This window comes from Arthrobacter sp. ZGTC131 (assembly GCF_002929275.1).
Classification (GTDB): Bacteria; Actinomycetota; Actinomycetes; order Actinomycetales; family Micrococcaceae; genus Arthrobacter.
The window spans coordinates 377,624-396,545 of the sequence record NZ_PJIK01000003.1 but is presented as its reverse complement, the minus strand read 5'-3'; the positions used below and the strand labels follow the sequence as shown (position 1 = coordinate 396,545).

Annotated in this window: 11 protein-coding genes; 8 read left to right on the top strand and 3 right to left on the bottom strand. The window is 66.5% G+C overall.

The window, feature by feature from the left end; all coding sequences use genetic code 11:
• The first annotated feature begins 744 nt into the window (after positions 1-744).
• The 4 genes from CXQ90_RS06880 (at position 745) to CXQ90_RS22845 (ending at position 6,479) form a co-directional block, all read left to right on the top strand.
• Positions 745-1,032: an HU family DNA-binding protein gene (locus tag CXQ90_RS06880; protein ID WP_056625601.1), complete on the top strand. Its 288-nt coding sequence runs from the start codon at positions 745-747 to the stop codon at positions 1,030-1,032.
• 150 nt (positions 1,033-1,182) lie between these two features.
• Positions 1,183-3,390, top strand: a complete 2,208-nt coding sequence (locus CXQ90_RS06875) for a cytochrome c oxidase assembly protein (RefSeq protein WP_104137936.1) — start codon at positions 1,183-1,185, stop codon at positions 3,388-3,390.
• The gene (locus CXQ90_RS06870; protein ID WP_104137935.1) at positions 3,390-5,399 is read left to right on the top strand and encodes an NHL domain-containing thioredoxin family protein; all 2,010 of its coding nucleotides are present in this window, start codon (positions 3,390-3,392) and stop codon (positions 5,397-5,399) included. The genes CXQ90_RS06875 and CXQ90_RS06870 overlap by 1 nt, the downstream gene beginning before the upstream one ends.
• Before the next feature lie 567 nt (positions 5,400-5,966).
• A complete protein-coding gene (locus tag CXQ90_RS22845) occupies positions 5,967-6,479 on the top strand; it encodes an endonuclease domain-containing protein (RefSeq protein ID WP_258064388.1) in 513 nt (170 codons plus the stop codon).
• A gap of 125 nt (positions 6,480-6,604) precedes the next feature.
• On the opposite strand, the gene CXQ90_RS06860 is transcribed toward CXQ90_RS22845, so the two are convergent.
• Together CXQ90_RS06860 and CXQ90_RS06855 are read right to left on the bottom strand one after the other, a co-directional pair.
• A complete protein-coding gene (locus CXQ90_RS06860; RefSeq protein ID WP_181038458.1) occupies positions 6,605-7,597 on the bottom strand; it encodes a hypothetical protein in 993 nt (330 codons plus the stop codon).
• Between the two features lie 128 nt (positions 7,598-7,725).
• Positions 7,726-9,426, bottom strand: coding sequence for a helicase HerA-like domain-containing protein (locus CXQ90_RS06855; protein ID WP_181038457.1), 1,701 nt, complete (start codon positions 9,424-9,426; stop codon positions 7,726-7,728).
• Positions 9,427-9,631: 205 nt separating this feature from the next.
• Between CXQ90_RS06855 and CXQ90_RS06850 the strand changes: the two genes are divergently transcribed.
• The 4 genes from CXQ90_RS06850 (at position 9,632) to CXQ90_RS06835 (ending at position 17,785) form a co-directional block, all read left to right on the top strand.
• On the top strand, positions 9,632-11,956 hold the full coding sequence (locus tag CXQ90_RS06850; protein WP_104137929.1) for a PxKF domain-containing protein: 2,325 nt from the start codon (positions 9,632-9,634) through the stop codon (positions 11,954-11,956).
• 205 nt (positions 11,957-12,161) lie between these two features.
• Positions 12,162-13,151, top strand: a complete 990-nt coding sequence (locus tag CXQ90_RS06845; protein ID WP_104137927.1) for an LLM class flavin-dependent oxidoreductase — start codon at positions 12,162-12,164, stop codon at positions 13,149-13,151.
• 401 nt (positions 13,152-13,552) lie between these two features.
• A complete protein-coding gene (locus CXQ90_RS06840) occupies positions 13,553-14,875 on the top strand; it encodes a hypothetical protein (protein WP_104137926.1) in 1,323 nt (440 codons plus the stop codon).
• A 282-nt stretch (positions 14,876-15,157) separates the two neighbouring features.
• On the top strand, positions 15,158-17,785 hold the full coding sequence (locus CXQ90_RS06835; RefSeq protein ID WP_104137924.1) for a trehalase-like domain-containing protein: 2,628 nt from the start codon (positions 15,158-15,160) through the stop codon (positions 17,783-17,785).
• Here the strand turns inward: CXQ90_RS06835 and CXQ90_RS06830 are convergent.
• Positions 17,782-18,912: an FAD-dependent oxidoreductase gene (locus CXQ90_RS06830; protein WP_104137922.1), complete on the bottom strand. Its 1,131-nt coding sequence runs from the start codon at positions 18,910-18,912 to the stop codon at positions 17,782-17,784. The two genes, CXQ90_RS06835 and CXQ90_RS06830, sit on opposite strands and share 4 nt — an antisense overlap.
• Between the last annotated feature and the right edge of the window lie 10 nt (positions 18,913-18,922).

Below are 18,922 nucleotides of genomic sequence, written 5' to 3'. Positions count from 1 at the left end.
GAACCCGGAAGCTAAGACCCACAGCGCCGATGGTACTGCACCCGGGAGGGTGTGGGAGAGTAGGTCACCGCCGGACAACCATTAGGTCGAGAGCCCCAACCACACACGGTTGGGGCTCTCCCGCATTTAACCCCCTTCCACCTGCCCGGCCCGCCACAACGCTCTCCCACCTCCCGCACCCCTTAGCGTGTCCCTCTCCCCCTACCTGTCGCGTAGAACGGGACGCTCTCCCACTACCTGTCGCCCGGAACGGGACGCACTCTCACTACCTGTCGCCCGGAACGGGACGCTCTCCCGCCACCCCCCCCGGCGCCGGCCGGCACCCGGGCAAGCACACCGCCGTCGCCACCGGCCACTGATAGAGCGTCCGTGACTATCCGGCACGGAGTGACAGAGCGTCGCAGTGGAAGCCCGGGAGGTGGCAGAGGGTTCGGACTCGCTCAACCCAGCGCCCTACCCACCGCAGTCTCGTGCCGCACGCCCAAAACCGGATCGTGCGCCCAAACGCGGCAAGCCGCCGTCGTGCCTCCCACGGCCAGGGTCCCGCAGCGGGGCCTTAACATCGTCCGCTGTGGGCGGAATTCGGCGGAAAACCCCCGAAATTCCGGTGATTTAGGTCAAAAAGTCGCGGAAACACGCGGAATTTGTCCCCCTCACGGGTGCAAGCTGGTAAGTTTTCGAACAGTGGCTTGTTCGCATGCCGTGTGCAGGCTCCAGAAATCCAAAGCGTCCAGGAGGACATAAATGGCTAAGAACCGTAGTGAACTTGTTGCAGAGGTAGCAGGCAAGGCCGGCACCAGCCAGGCAGCCGTCAACTCCGTGCTCGATGCACTGTTCGAGGTTTTCGAATCTTCCGTCGCCTCCGGCGAGAAGATCACCATCCCGGGCTGGCTCGCAGTTGAGCGCACCGACCGCGCCGCCCGCACTGGCCGCAACCCGCAGACCGGCGAAACCATCCAGATCGCAGCTGGCCACAGCGTCAAGCTGACCGCTGGCTCCAAGCTGAAGGCTGCTGTTTCCAACAAGAAGTAGTCTTCTCGGCAGCTCAGGCGGAGCGGCAACCACACGGTTGCCGCTCCGCCTGCTTTTAACCCTGATTCGCCGCACCCCCGATTCGCCGCAACCCTGAACCGCCGCAACCCCCGATTCGCGGCGCAGGCAGCGGTAGCGGACAATGGATAAGTGCCCTCAGCAGCAAAATCCCGTATTCCACAGCCTGCGCCCGATCCGGGAACGCAGAGCCAGGCTGACGCGGCCTTCGGTATTCCCCGGCCGTGGCAGTTGGCCGGACTGGCTGCGCTCTTCGTAGGGTTGGCGGCCGCACTGCTGTTCTCCGGGGCCGCGGCGGCACGCGAGGTATCCGACCCCGGAGCGTTGGTGCGCTGGGGCCTTCCCGTCAGCAAGGCGATCCACAACATCTCGCTTGCCACCGTTATCGGCGGGCTCATCTTCGCTGCCGGCATCCTGCCGTGGAAGCTTGGCGGCTCGCGTTCCAAGGACCAGGACGCGCCCGAGCACCCGGCCTTCACCCGCGCCCTTGCCATAGCAGCGGCCGCCGGTGTGGCGTGGACGCTGTCGGCAATCGCCGTGCTCGTGTTGACCTACTCGGACGTGGCTGGGCAGGGCATTTCCGGGGACGCCGAGTTCACCCGGGCCCTGGTCTACTTCATGACGGACATTGAGACAGGCCGGGCCTGGCTTGCCGTCACCATCATCGCCGCGGTGGTGACCACTGCCCTGTTCGGTGTGCGTTCCCTGACAGGTCTGGCGCTCACCTTGGTGCTGGCGCTGATCGGCCTCGTTCCGACTGCGCTGATTGGCCACTCCTCAAGCTCGGATGACCATGAGGGCGCCATCAACTCGCTCGGCCTGCACCTAGTAGGCGTCAGCGCCTGGGTTGGCGGCGTCATCATGCTCGCGCTGCTCTCGGGCATGCTGTCCGGCACGCGGAACCCGACCGGCACATCCAACGCCCTCCAGGCCGGCCGGGCGCCACAGCCCGTCCGGGCCCTCCAGCCCGGCGGCCGCGCGGACATCACCGAACCGACGCTCCGGCGCTTCTCCTCACTTGCCGGGTTCGCTTTCGTGCTGGTCTTCGCCTCGGGCGTGATCAACGCCAGCGTCCGCGTGACCAGCTGGGCCGATCTCTTCGGTTCGCCCTACGGCCAGCTGATCCTCGCGAAGTCTGCGGCCACGCTGGTGCTCGGCGGCATCGGGTTCATGCACCGGCAGTGGATCATTCCGCAGCTGGGACGCAAGGGCGCGGCCATGTCCTCGCGCCGGGTGCTGTGGCAGCTGCTTCTCATGGAGCTGCTCATCATGGGGGCAACCTCCGGCATTGCGGTGGCCCTCGGCCGCTCCGCGCCGCCCGAGCCCACCTCGTACGCTCCGGACGCCTCTCCGGCCTTCATCCTGTCCGGCTACGAGCTGCCCCCGGAGCTGACCCCGGAACGCTGGCTCTCCGAGTGGCGCCTGGACTGGTTGTGGATCACCGCAGCCCTCTTTGGACTAGTGTCCTACCTGCTCGGCGTGGCCAAGGTCCGTGCCCGCGGGGACAAATGGCAGTGGTTCAGGTCCATCAACTGGGTCATCGGACTGCTGGTGCTGACCTACATAACTTCCGGACCGCCGTCGGTCTATGGGCGCGTGTTGTTTTCAGCGCACATGGTGGACCACATGGCACTGACCATGGTGGCGCCGATCTTCCTGGTTCTCGGTGCACCGGTGACGCTCGCCCTGCGCGCGCTCCCCGCCAGGACCGACGGCTCCCGCGGACTCCGCGAGTGGCTGCTGCTCTTTGTGCATTCGAAGTTCTCCCAGCTGGTCACGCACCCGCTGTTCGCCGCGGCCAACTTCGCCGGTTCGATCGTGCTGTTCTACTACTCCGATGCTTTCGGCTTCGCGATGCGCGAGCATGTGGGCCACGAGCTGATGAACCTGCACTTCGCGCTGACCGGATACATCTTCGTGCTCAGCATGATTGGCACCGACCCGCTGCCGCGCCGGGCTCCGTTCCCGCTGCGGCTCGTGCTGCTGCTGGCCACCATGGGCTTCCACGCGTTCTTCGGCGTGGCCATCATGGGCGGTACCAACCTGCTCGCCGCCGACTACTTCGGCAACCTCGGCCGGACCTGGGGCCCGTCCGCGCTCCTGGACCAGCAAATGGGCGGAGCCGTGGCCTGGGGGATCGGCGAAGTGCCGACGCTGATGGTGGCGATCGGCGTCGCCATCATGTGGTCCAGGTCGGATGAACGCGAGACCCGCCGCACCGACCGGGCCGCGGACAGGAATAACGACGCCGATCTCACCGCTTACAACGATATGTTTGCCAAATTGGCTGAACGTGACGCCAAGCTGGCTGAACGCGACTCGAAGCTGGAAGGACGCTGATGAGCGAAACCGTACGCACCCACCACCGGGTCCGCGCCTCCGAACTGGTGGGCCGGAACTGGCTGAACACCGGCGGCAAGTCCCTGGACCTCCACGCCCTGCGCGGCAAGATTGTCCTCCTGGACTTCTGGACCTTCTGCTGCATCAACTGCCTGCACGTGCTGGATGAGCTCCGGCCGCTGGAGGAAAAGTACTCCGACGTCCTGGTTACCGTCGGCGTGCATTCGCCGAAGTTCGAGCACGAGGCCGATCCCGTGGCCCTTGCGGCTGCCGTGGAGCGCTACGAGATCCACCACCCGGTCCTCGACGATCCCGAGCTGGAAACCTGGAAGGCTTACACCGCCCGCGCCTGGCCCACCCTGGTGGTCATCGACCCCGAGGGCTACATTGTGGCCCACCTCTCCGGCGAAGGCCACGCCGACGGCCTCGCCGTGCTCATTCCGGAACTCATTGCCGAACATGACGCGAAGGGCACCCTGCACCGTGGCTCCGGCCCCTACGTGGCGCCGGAACCGACGTCGGGCACGCTGCGCTTCCCGGGGAAGGCCCTCTATCTTCCGGCCGGCCGCGGTTCTGCTGCCGGAAAGCCCGACGGCGGTGCTGCCGCCGGCTCAGATGCCGGCACCTGGCTGGTCACGGACACGGGCCATCACCGTGTCGTGGAGCTCGACACCGGCTTCCACACGGTGCTTGGCACGTTCGGCACCGGGACCAGGGGCCACGCTGATGGCCCGAGCGCCGACGTCGATTCCGTCAAGCCCACCGCAGAGTTCAACGAACCGCAGGGCCTGGTCCTCCTGCCGGAGGACGTGGCAGCGAAGACGGGCTACGACGTCGTAATTGCCGACTCCGTCAACCACCGCCTCCGCGGGCTGTCCCTCGCGGACGGAACCGTCACCACACTCGTTGGCAGCGGCGTGCAGCGCCTGCTGGAGACCGGACCGGCCCGCGTGGACGAGGATGCCGCCGGCTTTACCGGCCGCCTCAGTGAGCACCCGCTGGAGGTTTCCCTCAGCTCGCCCTGGGACGTTGTGTGGTCCGCCAAGCTCAACGCCGTGGTGATCGCCATGGCCGGCGTGCACCAGATCTTCAGCTTCGATCCGCTGACCGGAGCCGTATCGATCATCGCCGGCAACGGATTGGAAGGGCTGCTGGACGGACCCGCCCACGAGGCATGGTTCGCGCAGCCATCCGGCCTGGCCGAGGACGCCGACGGCAACATCTGGGTGGCCGACTCCGAGACATCAGCCCTCCGCAAGCTGGTGATCGCCGACGACGGAACGGTCACCGTTGAATCCGCCGTGGGCAAGGGCCTCTTCGACTTCGGCTTCCGAGACGGCGAGGCCTCCGAGGCGCGCCTCCAGCACCCGCTCGGCGTGACCGTGCTGCCGGACGGTTCCGTGGCTGTTGCCGACACCTACAACGGGGCGGTGCGCCGATACGACCCCGCCACAAAGACCGTGTCCACCCTCGCGCGCGGGCTGTCCGAGCCGTCCGACGTGATTGTGGACCACACGCAGGTTGCAGGTAAGGAGCCGCTGCTGGTGGTGGTCGAGGCCAACAAGCACCAGCTGGTCTACGTGCCCATCCCCAAGGAAGCGCAGCAGGTGGACGAGGGTGCGGTGCAGACGCACCGGCCCAAGAGCCCCGTCGCCGCGGGACCGCTGGAACTGACCGTCCGCTTCACGGCGCCCACCGGCCAGAAGCTTGATGACCGCTGGGGTGACCCCACGCAGCTGAAGATCTCCTCCACCCCTCACGAGTTGCTGGTGTCCGGCGGCGGGACCTCCGTGGGCCTGCTCCGCACGCTGGAACTGGCCTCTGACGTTCCCGAGGGCGTGCTGCACATTACGGCGCGCGCCGCGGCTTGTGACGGCCCGGAGACCGAGGACGGGGAGATCCCGGACCACGCGGCGTGCCACCTGTACCAGCAGGACTGGGGCATCCCGGTGGTGCTACAGGCCGACGGCGACACCGAGCTGGTGCTGGACCTCCGCGGCATGGACTAAGGCCGCGCCGCTTATTCCCCCGCCGCTAGCAAAGGGCTGCTGCCTATGACCGCCTGAAACTGGGTGTCACGGGCAGCAGCCTTTTGTGCGTCCACAGGTCGCCCGAGCCCGGCGATAAGCGGATAGTCTGGCGCCCGAGCGCCTAAAGGCTGCAGTGAGTGACGCCTCGCCCGTCCACATAGGGCAATTCACTGGTGCCGCTGTGGGCGCGGCCGCGGGCACCATGTCGTCATGGATGTAGTCAGAGCCCTAACTATTTGCGGCGGCGCTGCGCGGCGGCCTGCGTTAGCCAAACTTGGGGTCAGCGATGCCGCTTTAAGAAGGGCGGTCCGCGCGGGAATTCTTCAGCCGGCTCGTGGACTTTATGCACTTCCAGATGCGCTTCCCGGTGACGTCACGCTGCTAGTTCGGCGCCAGCTGCTTACCTGCGTCAGTGCCGCCCCGTTCTACCGGCTGTGGACTGTGGGGGCTTCCGGTCCGCTGCATGTTCATCACAGCCGCGGCACAGCTGTTGAACACCAGGTGGCGCATCGCGAACTCCATCTGCCGCCCCATGCGTATCGGCCTGTGGCTGCCCTTGGCGACGTGCTGATCCATGCGCTGCGGTGCCTGCCGCCTCGGGAGTCACTCGTGATGGTCGAATGCGCGGTGGGACGGGGCGACATGACCGTGGCATTCCTGCAGGAGCTGCTGCCCGGTAAGCGTAACGGCATAGCCCGCGACGTTCTCCAGTGGGTTGACCGCGGGGCTGAATCCCTGCTGGAGACCTTAGCCAGAACAGCGTTCCGGCAGGCAGGGATTCTGGTGGAGCCGCAGGTGTACATCGAAGGGGTCGGCTATGTGGACCTGCTGCTGGACGGCTGGTTGGTGGTGGAGCTGGATGGCCGACACCACGGCGATTGGGCGCAGGTGAAGAAGGTCCACCGCGGGAACAATAGATCCGTGGTCCAGGGCTACACGGTGCTCCGGTACTACTACGCGGACGTAATCCATCGGCCGGATGAAATGGTGGCAGAGGTCCTGTCCGTCCTGGCCGGACGGCCGTCCGGCGGTCTGCCGCCACGCCCAGCCGCTTTTTGACTAGTTTGAAGAGCATGTTCCCCGAAATGACGGGGTTCGCCGCGGGCGTGGGCCCAAAAACCTTCATTGCGTGACGCGGCAGCCCGGCCAAAGCGGTCCGACCAAGCCGAGCCGGCCCGGCGGCCTTAGAAGCTCAGGAGCGGGGTGACCCTGATGGTGTCGCCCTCGATGTCCAGGCGCGTGGTGAAGCTGAAGTCGTGGATCTCATTCAGCGCGGAAACTCCCCCGGTGAAGAGGTCCACCTGTTCGGCGTTGATCCTGGCCTTGCCGTCAAGGGGGGCCACCACCCATTTGCCGTCGAACGGTTCAATGCTGATCTTCGGGTACTCGGTGATGCTCCACTTGATGGTCCCGTCCACCACCCGGTTGTTGGTGGCGTGGTAGAACGGGCAGTCCGGCTGAAGCCTTTGCTGCTTGTCGGCCTCGGCGGCGCACTTGTCAAGGAATTCCTTGACCCGGGTGGCCACTGCCTGGTTCAGCTCATCCGTTGCCTGGGTCAGGAGGTTCAGCGGTGCCGTGGGAGCGTCCCGCCCGGACACGGTGGCCCTGGTCGGAGGCGCCGAGAAAAACTGCCCGTTCAGGGATGCCTCGTATTCGCCGGGGTAGAACACAGCGAATGTGTTGCGGCCGCCGGGCATGTTCACCGGTACGCCGTTGACTGTGGCCTCGTTGGAGTTCACCACGGTGACGTCTACCGTGGGCAGCGGTGCAGGCACGAACGCCCATTTGTGGAAGAACAGCCATTCGGTACCGGTGCTCTCCAGCAGGAACTCGGTGCGCAGCCGGCTGCCGTCGATGGTGTAGTCCATGGGCACCATGACCCGGTTGCCGGTACGTGCTTCGGCGCCGCCGAGCTTCACGTTCGTGATGCGTGAGGCCGACGTCTGCAGCGCTGTGCCGTCGAGCATCGCGGGGTCGGCATCCGGCACGGAAGCGCGGAGCAGGCCCAGAGCGCGCTCGCCCTCGCCCTTCTGCAGTGCCTCCAGATACTCGCGCACTGGCTGCTGCGGACTGGCCACCGAGCTGTTCACAAGGTTGACCGAGACGATGGCTCCGGCCACGGCAAGCATCAGGCCCAGCAGCCACCCGGCCGCTGTCCTCACCAACGCTTGACTCATCTGCACGCACCTTACGTTACCTGCAAGTGCCGCGAACGCAGGAGTAACAGGTGCCGCCGTGACGCCGGGCTAGCGTGAAAAAGCGCCCGACGGCGGGGCGTCACCGCCCGGGCGGGCACGCCGCGGCGCTAACGGCGGCGCCGGGACGACGTGCCAAAAACACCCCGCAGGAGTTCCCGGCCCAGCTGGGTTCCCATGGAGCGGACCATGCTTTTCAGCCCGCCGCCGAGGGCCCCGCCGAGGGCGCCGGTGATGTCTTCCGTCATGCCGCCGCCGGCCGGGGGAGCGGAGCGCGGTGCTGGCGGTGACGGTTCGCGCCGCTCGGACGCGGGCCTGCTGCTAGGCCGCCCCAGGATCTCCTCTTCGATGCGGCGGGCATCGGCGTCGACGCCCTGAGTGTCGAGGCTGCCGGGAACGAAGACCTCGGCGGAGGGAGCCGGCGGCTGACCCGGTGCTGCGGCGCCCGTGGAGGCCGCGGCCTTGCCAGAGAGCTTCTCGTACGCTGAGACGTTGTCCACTGCGGTGCCGTACTTGGTGAGCAATGCCGATCCCGCCACCGTGCTCTTGATCAGTTCATCGGCGCTGGGTCCCATGACGGACTCCGGCGCGCGCAGGCGGGTCAATGCCACGGGCGTGGGCGCACCCCTCTCGTTCATCACGGTGACCACCGCCTCGCCAATGCCGGCCGACGTAAGCGTCTCCTCGAGGTCGTAGTCGCTGAGCGGGAACGTGGAGACGGTGGCCTTGAGCGCCTTGGCGTCCTCCGGCGTGAACGCCCTCAGCGCGTGCTGGACGCGGTTGGCGAGCTGGCCCAGGACGTCGGCCGGAACGTCCTTCGGCGTCTGCGTGACAAAGAAGATGCCCACGCCCTTGGAACGGATGAGCCGGACCGTGGTGGTGATGGCCTCGAGAAACGCCTTGGACGCGTCATTGAAAAGCAGGTGGGCCTCGTCCAGGAAGAACACGAGCTTGGGCTTGTCGAGGTCGCCGGCCTCGGGCAGGTCTTCGAAGAGATCCGCCAGCAGCCACATCAGGAAGGTGGAGAAGACCATGGGCTTGGTCTGCAGGGTGGGCAGCTCAAGGCAGCTGATGACGCCGCGCCCGTCCGGGGCGGTGCGGAGGAGCTCCGCGGTGTCGAACTCGGGCTCGCCGAAGAAGCGTTCCATGCCCTGCGCTTCGAGGGTCACCAGCTCACGGAGGATGACGCCGGCAGTGGCCTTGGACAAGCCGCCCAGTTCCTTGAGCGACTCCTTGCCTTCGTCTGACGTGAGGAACTGGATGACGGAGCGGAGGTCCTTCAGGTCGATCAGTTCGAGGTTGTTCTTGTCAGCGAAGTGGAACACCAGCTGGAGGCTGGACTCCTGGGTGTCGTTGAGTTCCATGATGCGGGAGAGCAGGATGGGCCCGAACGATGTGATGGTGGCCCGCACCGGGATGCCGTTGCCGTCTCCGCCGAGGGCCAGGAACTCCACCGGAAACGTCTTGCCGGCCCACTGCTGGCCGATGCCTTCGGTCCGCGCCTTCAGTTTCTCGCTTCCGGTGGCGGCCGTGGCGAGACCTGAGAGGTCGCCTTTGATGTCGGCCAGGAAGACGGGGACACCCGCGGTGGAGAGCTGCTCGGCCATCATGTGCAGGGTGACGGTCTTGCCCGTGCCGGTCGCGCCTGCCACGAGGCCGTGCCTGTTCATCATGGACAGCGGCAGCCGCACGGGAGCGTCCTTGTGGAGCTCGCCGTCTACGATGGCGGCTCCCAGCTCGATGGTGGCGCCCTCCAGGACGTAGCCTTTCTGGATCGTGGCGACTTTATCAGCAGTGGATTTGTTGGCCATGCCGATAGCTTAGCCGCGGCCGCCCAGAACTTGCGGAAAAGCCAGGAACCAGCCGCAGCGGAAAACCGAGTACTGCGCCCATGAAGCAGGTACGGACATACCGAAATTCGAGTGGAATCCACTCGTGATCTTCTGCGCGTGCACCCCTAGCCTCGGAATTACATCTGCGGTCAATGGTGGCCACATCTTGCGAGGAGGCGCGGCAGTGAATTTTTCGAACCGAAGGAGTTCCGGGCGGAGAACGAAGGACGGGCCCGGAACGGGGTGCTGGTCCGCCACGTCCGCCGGAGGCGCCGGCAGGACCTTCCTGGCTGCCGTCACGGCGGGCGGGCTGCTCCTGTCCGCGGCGGGTGTGGCGAAGGCGGACGATGTCTTCAACAGCCTTGATACGAGCGTTGACGCGGTCGCCGAGATCATGTCGGTGAACGTGGGCGGTGCTGCAAAGACGACGACACTGGCGATCGTCCCGACGAACGATCCGGGCAAGAACGGCTGCAACCTGACCGGCAGCACCACCCTGACCCTGAGCCTGGCATCGAGCAATCCGGCGGCAGCGACCGTCAGCCCCTCGTCCGTGACATTCACAGCCTGTGGTAACACGAAGCTGGTGACGGTCACCCCGGTGGCAGCTGGCACCGCTACAATCAGCGCCACCCAGACCTTCAACAACACCGGCGGAACCTTTGACCTTGCCCCGGCCACGTTCACCGTCGATGTGGCGGCCCCCGCGCCGGCGAACACTGCCCCCTCGGTCACAGTGGCGGGCGTAATGACCGGCGAGTCCTATGCCAAGGGCGCCGTCCCCGCAGCATCCTGCAACGTGGCCGACGCCGAGGATGGGGACAGAACGGTCGCTGCAGCACTCAGCGGCATTACAGGTCCTGACGCAGCGGACGGCATCGGCCAGCAGACAGCGAGCTGCAGCTACATCGACGGCGGCGGGCTCACCGCCAGCGGCTCAGCCACCTACAGCATCGTGGACCCCAGCGGTCCGCAGATCAGCTACACCCTGGACCCGGGGACACCCAACGGCCTCAGTGAGTGGTTCACCGTGCCGCTGATCCTCAGCTGGACGGTGGCCGATCCCGAGTCGCCATCCTCATTGATCACCAACGGCTGCGAGGACCAGTCCATTTCGGCGGACCAGGTGAAAATCGCGTACACCTGCTCTGCGACCAGCGCCGGCGGCTCCACCTCCAAGAACACTGTGCCCGTGGGCCTTGACGCCACCGCTCCCGCAGTAAGCTACGCCGGGGCAGAAGGACCCGTCGGCAACAACGGCTGGTTCAGGGGGCCCGTGACGGCTACGTTCACGGGCGTCGACGCAACATCCGGCCCCGCCACCCAATCCGCGAGCGAAACAACAGCCGCAGGCGCCGAAGGAGCGGACATCGAGGTCAGGAGCCCGGTGTTTAGTGACACCGCAGGCAACGCCTCCGCCCTTGGCGCGGTAATCCAAAGCTTCAAGGTTGACGGGACGGCGCCGGTGGTGGCGTACTCGGAAGCTGACAGGGAGCCGAATGCCAAGGGCTGGTACAAGGCACCCGTCACGGCGACGTTCACCGGAACTGATGCGGTTTCGGGGCCGGCTGTAGCGACCCAGACCGCAACATCCGCAGGAGAGGGAGCCTCCGTCGTCGTTAGCAGCCCGGTCTTCGCGGACCTTGCAGGCAATGCCTCCGAGGCGGGCACGCCGTCCGCAAGCTACAAGATCGACCTCACGGCGCCGTCCGTTTCGTTCACGAGCCTCAGCGGCACGGAAGGCGCGAACGGCTGGTACACCGGCCCGGTCACGGCGACGTTTACCGGAACGGATGCACTGTCAGGGCCGGAATCGGCGGTCAAGACAACGGTGTCCAGCGGGGAAGGCGCCGGCATGGTCCTGGCCAGTCCGGCGTTCACGGATGACGCGGACAACGCGACTTCCGCCGGCGCAGTGTCCAGCGCGGCCTTCAAGGTGGACCTCACGGATCCTGCTGCCAGCTTCGACTCAGTTCTGGCGGACGCGTACTTCAGGTCCCTCGGCACTCAGCCCACATGCACCGCCACGGATGCAGTTTCAGGTCCGGCTAGCTGCGCCGTGACCGGCTACTCAGCGGAAGTGGGCACCCACACGTTGACGGCCACGGCCACCGACAATGCGGGGCGCACGTCCGTCGCTACACAGACCTACACGGTGAAAGCCTGGGAGCCCAAGGGGTTCTACCAGCCCATCGACATGGGCGGCGTTCTCAACACAGTGAAGGCGGGAAGCACCGTACCTGCCAAATTCGAGGTGTTCGCCGGCACCACAGAACTGACGGACACCAGCATTGTGAAGATGGGAGTCCGGCAGATCGCGTGCAGCCCGCTGGCAATCCAGGACGGAATCGAGATCACGGCGACCGGAAATACCTTCTTGAGGTACGACTCGACGGGTGGCCAGTACATCTATAACTGGCAGACGCCGAACATGCCGGGAGCCTGCCTCCAGCTCAGCATGACGTCAGCCGACGGTTCCCACATCGAAGCCAACTTCAAGCTGAAGTAGCTTCGCTGCGGGCTGGGGCAAGCAAGTAGAGCAGATGGGCTAGAACGCGGGAAGGGGCAGCCGGAAACGGCGGCCCCTTCCTCCGTGTCCGGCGCCACGGCGACATCCAGAAATATCCCGAGTGCCGCCGTCGTTGTCGCCAGTGTGCCTGTTCCGCCACCGGAACTGGCCGCCACCACGCTCCGCTACGAAAGGCCGGCCCTCCGTGACTGTTCCGCTCTCCATTCTTGACCTTGCGACCATCGGCAAGGGCCAGACGGCGGCGGAGAGTTTTGCCGGCAGCGTCGCCATGGCCCAGCTTGCCGAGAAACTCGGCTACCGGCGGGTCTGGTACGCCGAACACCACAACATGTCCTCGATTGCGTCCTCGGCCACGAGCGTCCTGATTGCGCACGTTGCCGCGAAGACGGAGACCATCCGTCTCGGCGCGGGCGGCGTGATGCTCCCCAACCACTCGCCGCTCACCATTGCCGAGCAGTTCGGAACGCTGGAGACCCTGCACCCTGGACGCATCGACCTTGGGCTTGGCCGCGCCCCGGGCAGCGACCAGAACACCATGCGTGCGCTCCGCCGCGACCCCCAGTCGGCGGACACCTTCCCGCAGGACGTCCTGGAACTGCAGGGCTACCTGAGCGGCCCCACCCGTATCCAAGGTGTCGAGGCAACGCCGGGCAAGGGCACCAACGTGCCCCTGTACATCCTGGGTTCCTCCCTGTTCGGAGCCCGGCTCGCAGCCCAGCTGGGCCTGCCTTTCGCTTTCGCCTCCCACTTCGCACCGAATGCGCTGCAGGACGCCGTGGCCATCTACCGCCGGGAATTCAAACCCTCCGAGCAGCAGGATTCGCCCCACGTCATCGCCGGCGTCAACGTGATTGCCGCGGATTCAGCATCGGAAGCGCAGGAGACCTTCCGCGACACCCTGCGAGCCCGCGTATCGCTGTTCTTCGGCGGCGGGCGGCAGTTCACGGACGACGAAGCGGACATGATCCTCGACTCCCCGCAGGGGCAGCACGTGTCCCAGATGATGAAGTATTCCGCGGTCGGTACGCCGGACGCCGTGACGGACTACCTGGACGGTTTCGCCAAGCACGCCGATGCCGACGAGCTCATCGTTGCTCACCAGAGCACCGGGACCGAGACGCGGCTCCGGTCGGTGGAGCTGCTGGCCCACGCCGCCGGGCTGGCCCGCGTCTAGGCCCTTAGGAAAATATATTGAGGCCCTCCACGAGCAGCGCCCGAGACCTGAACCTGCAGGTCAGCGTGCTCTGAAGGGAGTTTGCCCTGGATAAATGACGGTTGAAATTGCCGTTATTCAATCGAGATCTTTTGACTTCTGCGGCGGGCAGAACTTAGCTTTAACTCCGCAAGGTCTCAATTTCTTCCGTAATGGGCTTACCCGCCCTAATTCCGGGTGCTTTACAAGTTTCCGCACGCAAGTGCAGATGCTGTGGCTAGCTGGTCCAATGTAGCGGTCTCAAAATCACTACACCTGACAACCTCAACCCCGCGCGGGTGAGGTTCTTCGGCGCGCCTGATTCAGAAATCCACGGGATGGAATGCGATCAGCTCCGTTCACAATCAGACCCAGGTAAAAATATGAAGATCAAGTCCACTGCCGCAGCCGTACTCATGAGCTGCCTCATGGTCAGCGGCCTGGTTGCAGGCGTCTCGGCCCCGGCTTCCGCCGCGGGCACCACCTACTATGTCAGCGCTGCCGGCAGCGACAGCAACGCGGGCACGTCAACCGCGGCACCCTGGAAGTCCCTGACTAAGGTCAGCCAGACTGTCCTCAAGCCCGGAGACACCGTCAGTTTCCGCAAGGGCGACAGCTGGACCGGCGGCATCGTGAGCGCCCAGAGCGGCACGTCCACGGCCCCCATCACGTTCAACAGCTACGGCGCCGGCACTGCGCCCACGGTGACCGGCGGCAAGTCGGGAAACTGCATCAGGATCAACGGCGGCTACACCACGGTAGACGGACTGCGCGCCGTCTCGTGCGGCTATGCGGGCATCAGCGTCACCGGCGACCGCAACCTTGTTCGGAACTCCAGCGCCTCCAACAACGCAGTTGGCCTCAAGATCAGCTCCGGTTCCGATTTCGGTAAGTACACGGGGAATTCCCTGACAAACAACAACGTCATGAATGTGAATACCCCCGGCACAAATTGCGGAACGGCGTCTGCCTTGAACTGCGGCGATGACTCCGGTGCGTTCGGTGTTCTGATCAACGGCAACGACAATGAGTTTTCCGGCAATACCGTCAGCGGTTCCACCGCCAAGTCCTACGATTACAACCAGGACGGCGGCGCCTTTGAAATCTACAATGGCAACCGCAACAGCATTCACCACAATGTGTCCGTGGACAACAACAGCTTCTCCGAACTCGGGAAGTCATCGGGCACAGCGGACGGCAACACCTACCGCTACAACCTGATCCGCTCCACCTGCGGGGCCAACTGCTCCGAGGCGACCGGGCTGATCGCCCGCGGAGCCGGCACTTCCTACGGACCCACCAACGGCACGGTCTTTGAGTTCAACACGGTCTACCTGACCGGTGCTGTGTCCCAGGCTGTTGTGTGCCACGCGACCTGCCCGTCCTCAACGGTGGTCCGGGCCAACATCCTGGTGGGCGTCAAGAACTCCCTGTACATGAACGGCTCGGGCTGGACCGAGAAGCAGAATGTCCTGAACGGCCCGACGAACATCACGCCGAACAGCACCACCAGCAAGGCGCCTGCAGGTTTTGTCAGCGCTCCCACCAATCTGCGCCTGACCAGCACCAGCCCGGCGATCGACCGGGCCGGGACCAGCGCCTACACCCTGGACCTGGCCGGTGCCCCGGCCGCCCAGAACGGCGACTGCGCCGGAACCGCCGCCGCAGATTCGGGCGCCTACGAGTTCGATTCGACGGCCTGCTAGCCCCAAGCACTGGCACCAAAGAAGTTCCGGGTCCGCCCGGGTCGCGTTCACCGTGGCCCGGGCGGACCTTTTTTGCGCCGCCTGCGGCTCCGCCGCCACCACGCTGGTGAGGAAGCTTCACCGCCACCGCGCTGGTGGCTACCGCTACCCCGTTCATGCGGAATTAGAGGGGAGCTCCGGCGAAGTTACACGACCGCAACGAGCGGGATATTCAGGGGAAACGGCTGCGGCTGACACTGAAGGGGTCCAGAACCGATTGGGGATGATCCGAAGGATCCGCGCATGCCAACTCCGCTCAACCAGACGGTGGCCGATTCCGCACTACTGACAAAGTCCCTGCCGCTGGGCCTGCTGAGGGCCTTCGTCCAGTCGGAAGCGGCCGACGACGGACTCACTCCCCAACTGCTCGCCGAACTGAAGATCCTGGCCCGCACGCCCGGGCTGCTGGTCGCCTGCAACTACGGCGGAACCCTGTGTGCCGCGGAGGGAATTTCCACCGAAACGCTGCCCCTGGGCGGTGCCGCGATCGCCCTCCGCGCGCTGGCCGCCCTGCCTAACACGCATGCCGCCGTCATCTCGGGGCGGTCGCTGCGCGACCTGGCGGCGGTGTCCAGGCTCCCCGCCGAGGTGCATCTGGTGGGCTCCCACGGCGCCGAGTTCGACATGGGGTTCGCCCACGGGCTGTCCCTGGCCACCGAGTCCGTGCTGCAGCAGGCCAACCAGGCCCTGCTCGAATCGGTGGGCGCCTACAAGGGGATCAGCATCGAGCGGAAGCCCGTGGCCGTTTCCGTCCACACCCGGCCGGCGTCTCCCACGGTTGCGGCCAAGGCCGCGAAGAAGGCAGAGGAGGTGGCCCGGGCCCTCGGGCTGTTCTTCGTCGTGGACGGATCGGTGCTGGACCTGTCAGTGGCGGAGCCCTCCAAGGCCGCCGCACTTGAGCAGCTGCGGTCAAGGCTCGGGGTCAGCGCGGCGCTGTACGCGGGGGACGCCGTGAGCGACGACCTGGCCATCGCCACCCTCCGGGGCCCGGACATGGGGCTGTGGGTAGGCGGCCTGCCGAGCTCGGCGAAGCACCGGCTGAAGGACCCCGAGTCGTTTGCCCGCGTGCTGGCTATCCTGTTTGAGCTGCGCCGCGCCTGGCTGTTCGGCGAGGATGCCGTCGGCTTGGAGCGGCACTCCATGATCGGCAACGGCTCCTCCACCGCGCTGCTCACACCCGAGGCCAAGATTTGCTGGATGAGCCATCCCCTGCCGGACTCGGGCTCCCTTTTCGCGCACATCCTGGGCGGGGATGCCGCGGGCCACTTCTCCGTGGAACCGGTCAAGGCCTCGCAGGTGCTGGGCCAGCGCTATGTGGACAGCACCATGATCGTGGAGACCCGGTGGGCGGACCTCACCGTGACCGACTACCTCGAGCCTGCCCCCGAAGGGATCACCAGCCTGGTCCGGGTGCTGTCCGGAACAGGCGCCGCGCGGATCGTGTTTGCGCCCCGGCCGGACTACGCCAACGCACCTTTCAGCCTGGAAGCCCGCGGCGGTGAGCTGCACGTCGTCGGCACCTCCGATCCCATCGTCCTGCTGGCCCCCGGCGTCAGCTTCGCCATCACCTCGGACGGGCGTCACGCGACGGCGACGGCCGACGTCAACCTCCAGCACGGGTCCGTCGTCCTCAACCTCCGGTGCGGGGACACGGAGTCCCGGCACACACACGGAACCGATGAGGCGGACCGCCGTTCCGCCGTCGCACATCATTCCCGCCGCTGGGTGCAGGGCCTGACACTGCCGGCCGTGAAGCCCTCGCTGGTGCGGCGCTCGGCGCTGGTGCTCCGCGCCCTGGTGCACGAGCCCACCGGCGCCGTGCTCGCGGCGCCCACCACCTCCCTGCCCGAGGGAATCGGCGGCACCCGAAACTGGGACTACCGCTACTGCTGGCTGCGGGACGGGTCCATGACCGTCAACGCGCTGGTGGACTTGGGCTCAACGGCGGAGGCCGAGGGATTCCTTTCCTGGCTGAGCCGGATCCTCGCGAATGCACCGGGACCGGAATGGCTGCACCCGCTCTACTCGGTCACCGGCGCGCCGCTCTCCACGGAAGCCATCATCGAAAGCCTGCCCGGGTACGCGGGCTCACGGCCGGTGCGGATCGGCAACGCCGCGGACCACCAGGTCCAGCTGGACGTGTTCGGGCCCATCGCCGAGCTGATCCACGCGCTGAGCGAGTCGCAGGGATCCCTGTCGGCCACGCACTGGGACCTGATGGTGCAGATGGCGAGTGCCGTGCTGGCTCGGTGGCATGAGGCCGACCACGGCATCTGGGAGGCGCGCCGCGCACCGCGGCACCACGTCTACACCAAGGTGATGTGCTGGGTCACGCTGGACAGGGCCCTCCGCACCGCCGCCCGGCACGGCCGTCATCCCGAGCCGTCCTGGGCTCCCACGGCCGCCACCATCCGGGAAGAGGTGCTCCGCGAGGGCTGGGACCACACCGCGTCCTCCTACACCGTGGCCTACGGCAGCCCGGATCTGGACGCGGCGGTCCTGCACATCGGGCTGTCCGGCCTGCTCGACGTCAACGACCAGCGGTTCCTAAATACCGTCACGGCGGTGGAACGGGAGCTCCGCGTGGGGCCCACCGTTTTCCGGTACAGGTACGACGACGGCCTTCCGGGTTTGGAGGGCGGCTTCCACATCTGCACCACGTGGCTGATAGAGGCGTACGTGGCGGTGGGCCGCATTTCCGAGGCCTGGGACCTGTTCGACCAGCTGGTCAACCTGTTCGGACCGACGGGGCTGCTGCCGGAGGAGTACGACCCCGGCACCGAAACCCACCTGGGAAACCACCCGCAGGCCTACTCACACCTCGGCTTCATCCGCTGCGCCCGGCTCCTGGACCGGCACCAGCGGAGCTAGCGGAGACCCGCGCGGGCGGCTGAGAACATTGCCGGTGCCGGACCTTCGCCGGTGGCGAGGTCGGCCAGGATCCTTCCCACCACCGGCGTGAACTTGAAACCGTGGCCGGCGAAGCCCGCGCCGATGACCACCGGGCCGATGCGGTCCAGCACAAAGTTGTGGTCCGCGGCGGTGGTGTAGGTGCAGCTGATGTCGGCCATGGAATCGGCATCGACGCCGGGCAGCCAGTGCCTGGCGTAGCTCTGGAGAGCGGCCCGCTGCCGGGGCTCGGGCTGGAAGGACCTCCGGTCCGGATCCACCACCGGTCCCACCCCGTGCCAGCCTGCCTTGACGCCCTCGCCCGGGGTCAGCATGCCGTACACGGGCGAGTACCAGCCGGCGTACTGCTCCCAGGATCCCGGGAAGTGGTTGAATCCGGGCCATTCGGCGGCGTCGTCGGAGATGCCGAAGTGCGCCGGCTGCTCCTGCGTCACCGTCAGCCTCGGTGTGGCCACCGTGTCCGCAAGCAGCTTGGACGTCCAGCCGCCGGCGGTGGCCACGGCCTGGCGCGCGGTCAGCACCTCGGTGCGGCCGCCGTCGTCCACGGTGAGCCGGACGCCGTCGTCGGTGATCTTCAGTTCCAGGACCTTCACGTGATGCCGGATCGCGGCCCCGTTCGCGGCGGCCAGCCGCTGGAGTGCCGGCAGCGCCGCTTCGGGATTGAGCTGCCCGCCGTCGGGCATGTACAGAACCTGCTGATCAAACCGGATGCCCCGCCAGCGCTCGCCGGCCTCCTCCAACGGCAGGAATTCGGCCCGCAGGCCGGCATGGTTCAGGGCCTCATGCATGGAGCGCAGCTGCGGATCCGGGCCGTGGTTGACGACGCCGGTGCGCGCCAGCAGCTGCTCGCCGCTCTCGTTTTCGAGCTCGCCCCAGAGCCCGAGAGCTTCGCCCAGCATGGCGACGTAGTCTGGTTCGGAGTAAGCCAGGCTCAGGTTCCGCGTTGCCCCGTGGGAGGCCCCGATGCGGTGCCCCGGGCCGAACTGCTCCAGCAGCGTCACGTCACGGCCACGCCTGGCCAGCGCCCACGCCGCGGCGGAGCCCATGGCGCCGCCTCCGATCACAACGGTGTCGACGGTTGGGTTCACGGTTCCTCCG

Excerpts from the sequence above, each read along its gene's own strand:
- CXQ90_RS06880 (WP_056625601.1), top strand. The coding sequence starts at position 745 with ATGGCTAAGAACCGTAGTGAACTTGTTGCAGAGGTAGCAGGCAAGGCC.
- CXQ90_RS06870 (WP_104137935.1), top strand. The coding sequence starts at position 3,390 with ATGAGCGAAACCGTACGCACCCACCACCGGGTCCGCGCCTCCGAACTG.
- CXQ90_RS06860 (WP_181038458.1), bottom strand. The coding sequence starts at position 7,597 with ATGAGTCAAGCGTTGGTGAGGACAGCGGCCGGGTGGCTGCTGGGCCTG.
- CXQ90_RS06855 (WP_181038457.1), bottom strand. The coding sequence starts at position 9,426 with ATGGCCAACAAATCCACTGCTGATAAAGTCGCCACGATCCAGAAAGGC.
- CXQ90_RS06840 (WP_104137926.1), top strand. The coding sequence starts at position 13,553 with ATGAAGATCAAGTCCACTGCCGCAGCCGTACTCATGAGCTGCCTCATG.
- CXQ90_RS06835 (WP_104137924.1), top strand. The coding sequence starts at position 15,158 with ATGCCAACTCCGCTCAACCAGACGGTGGCCGATTCCGCACTACTGACA.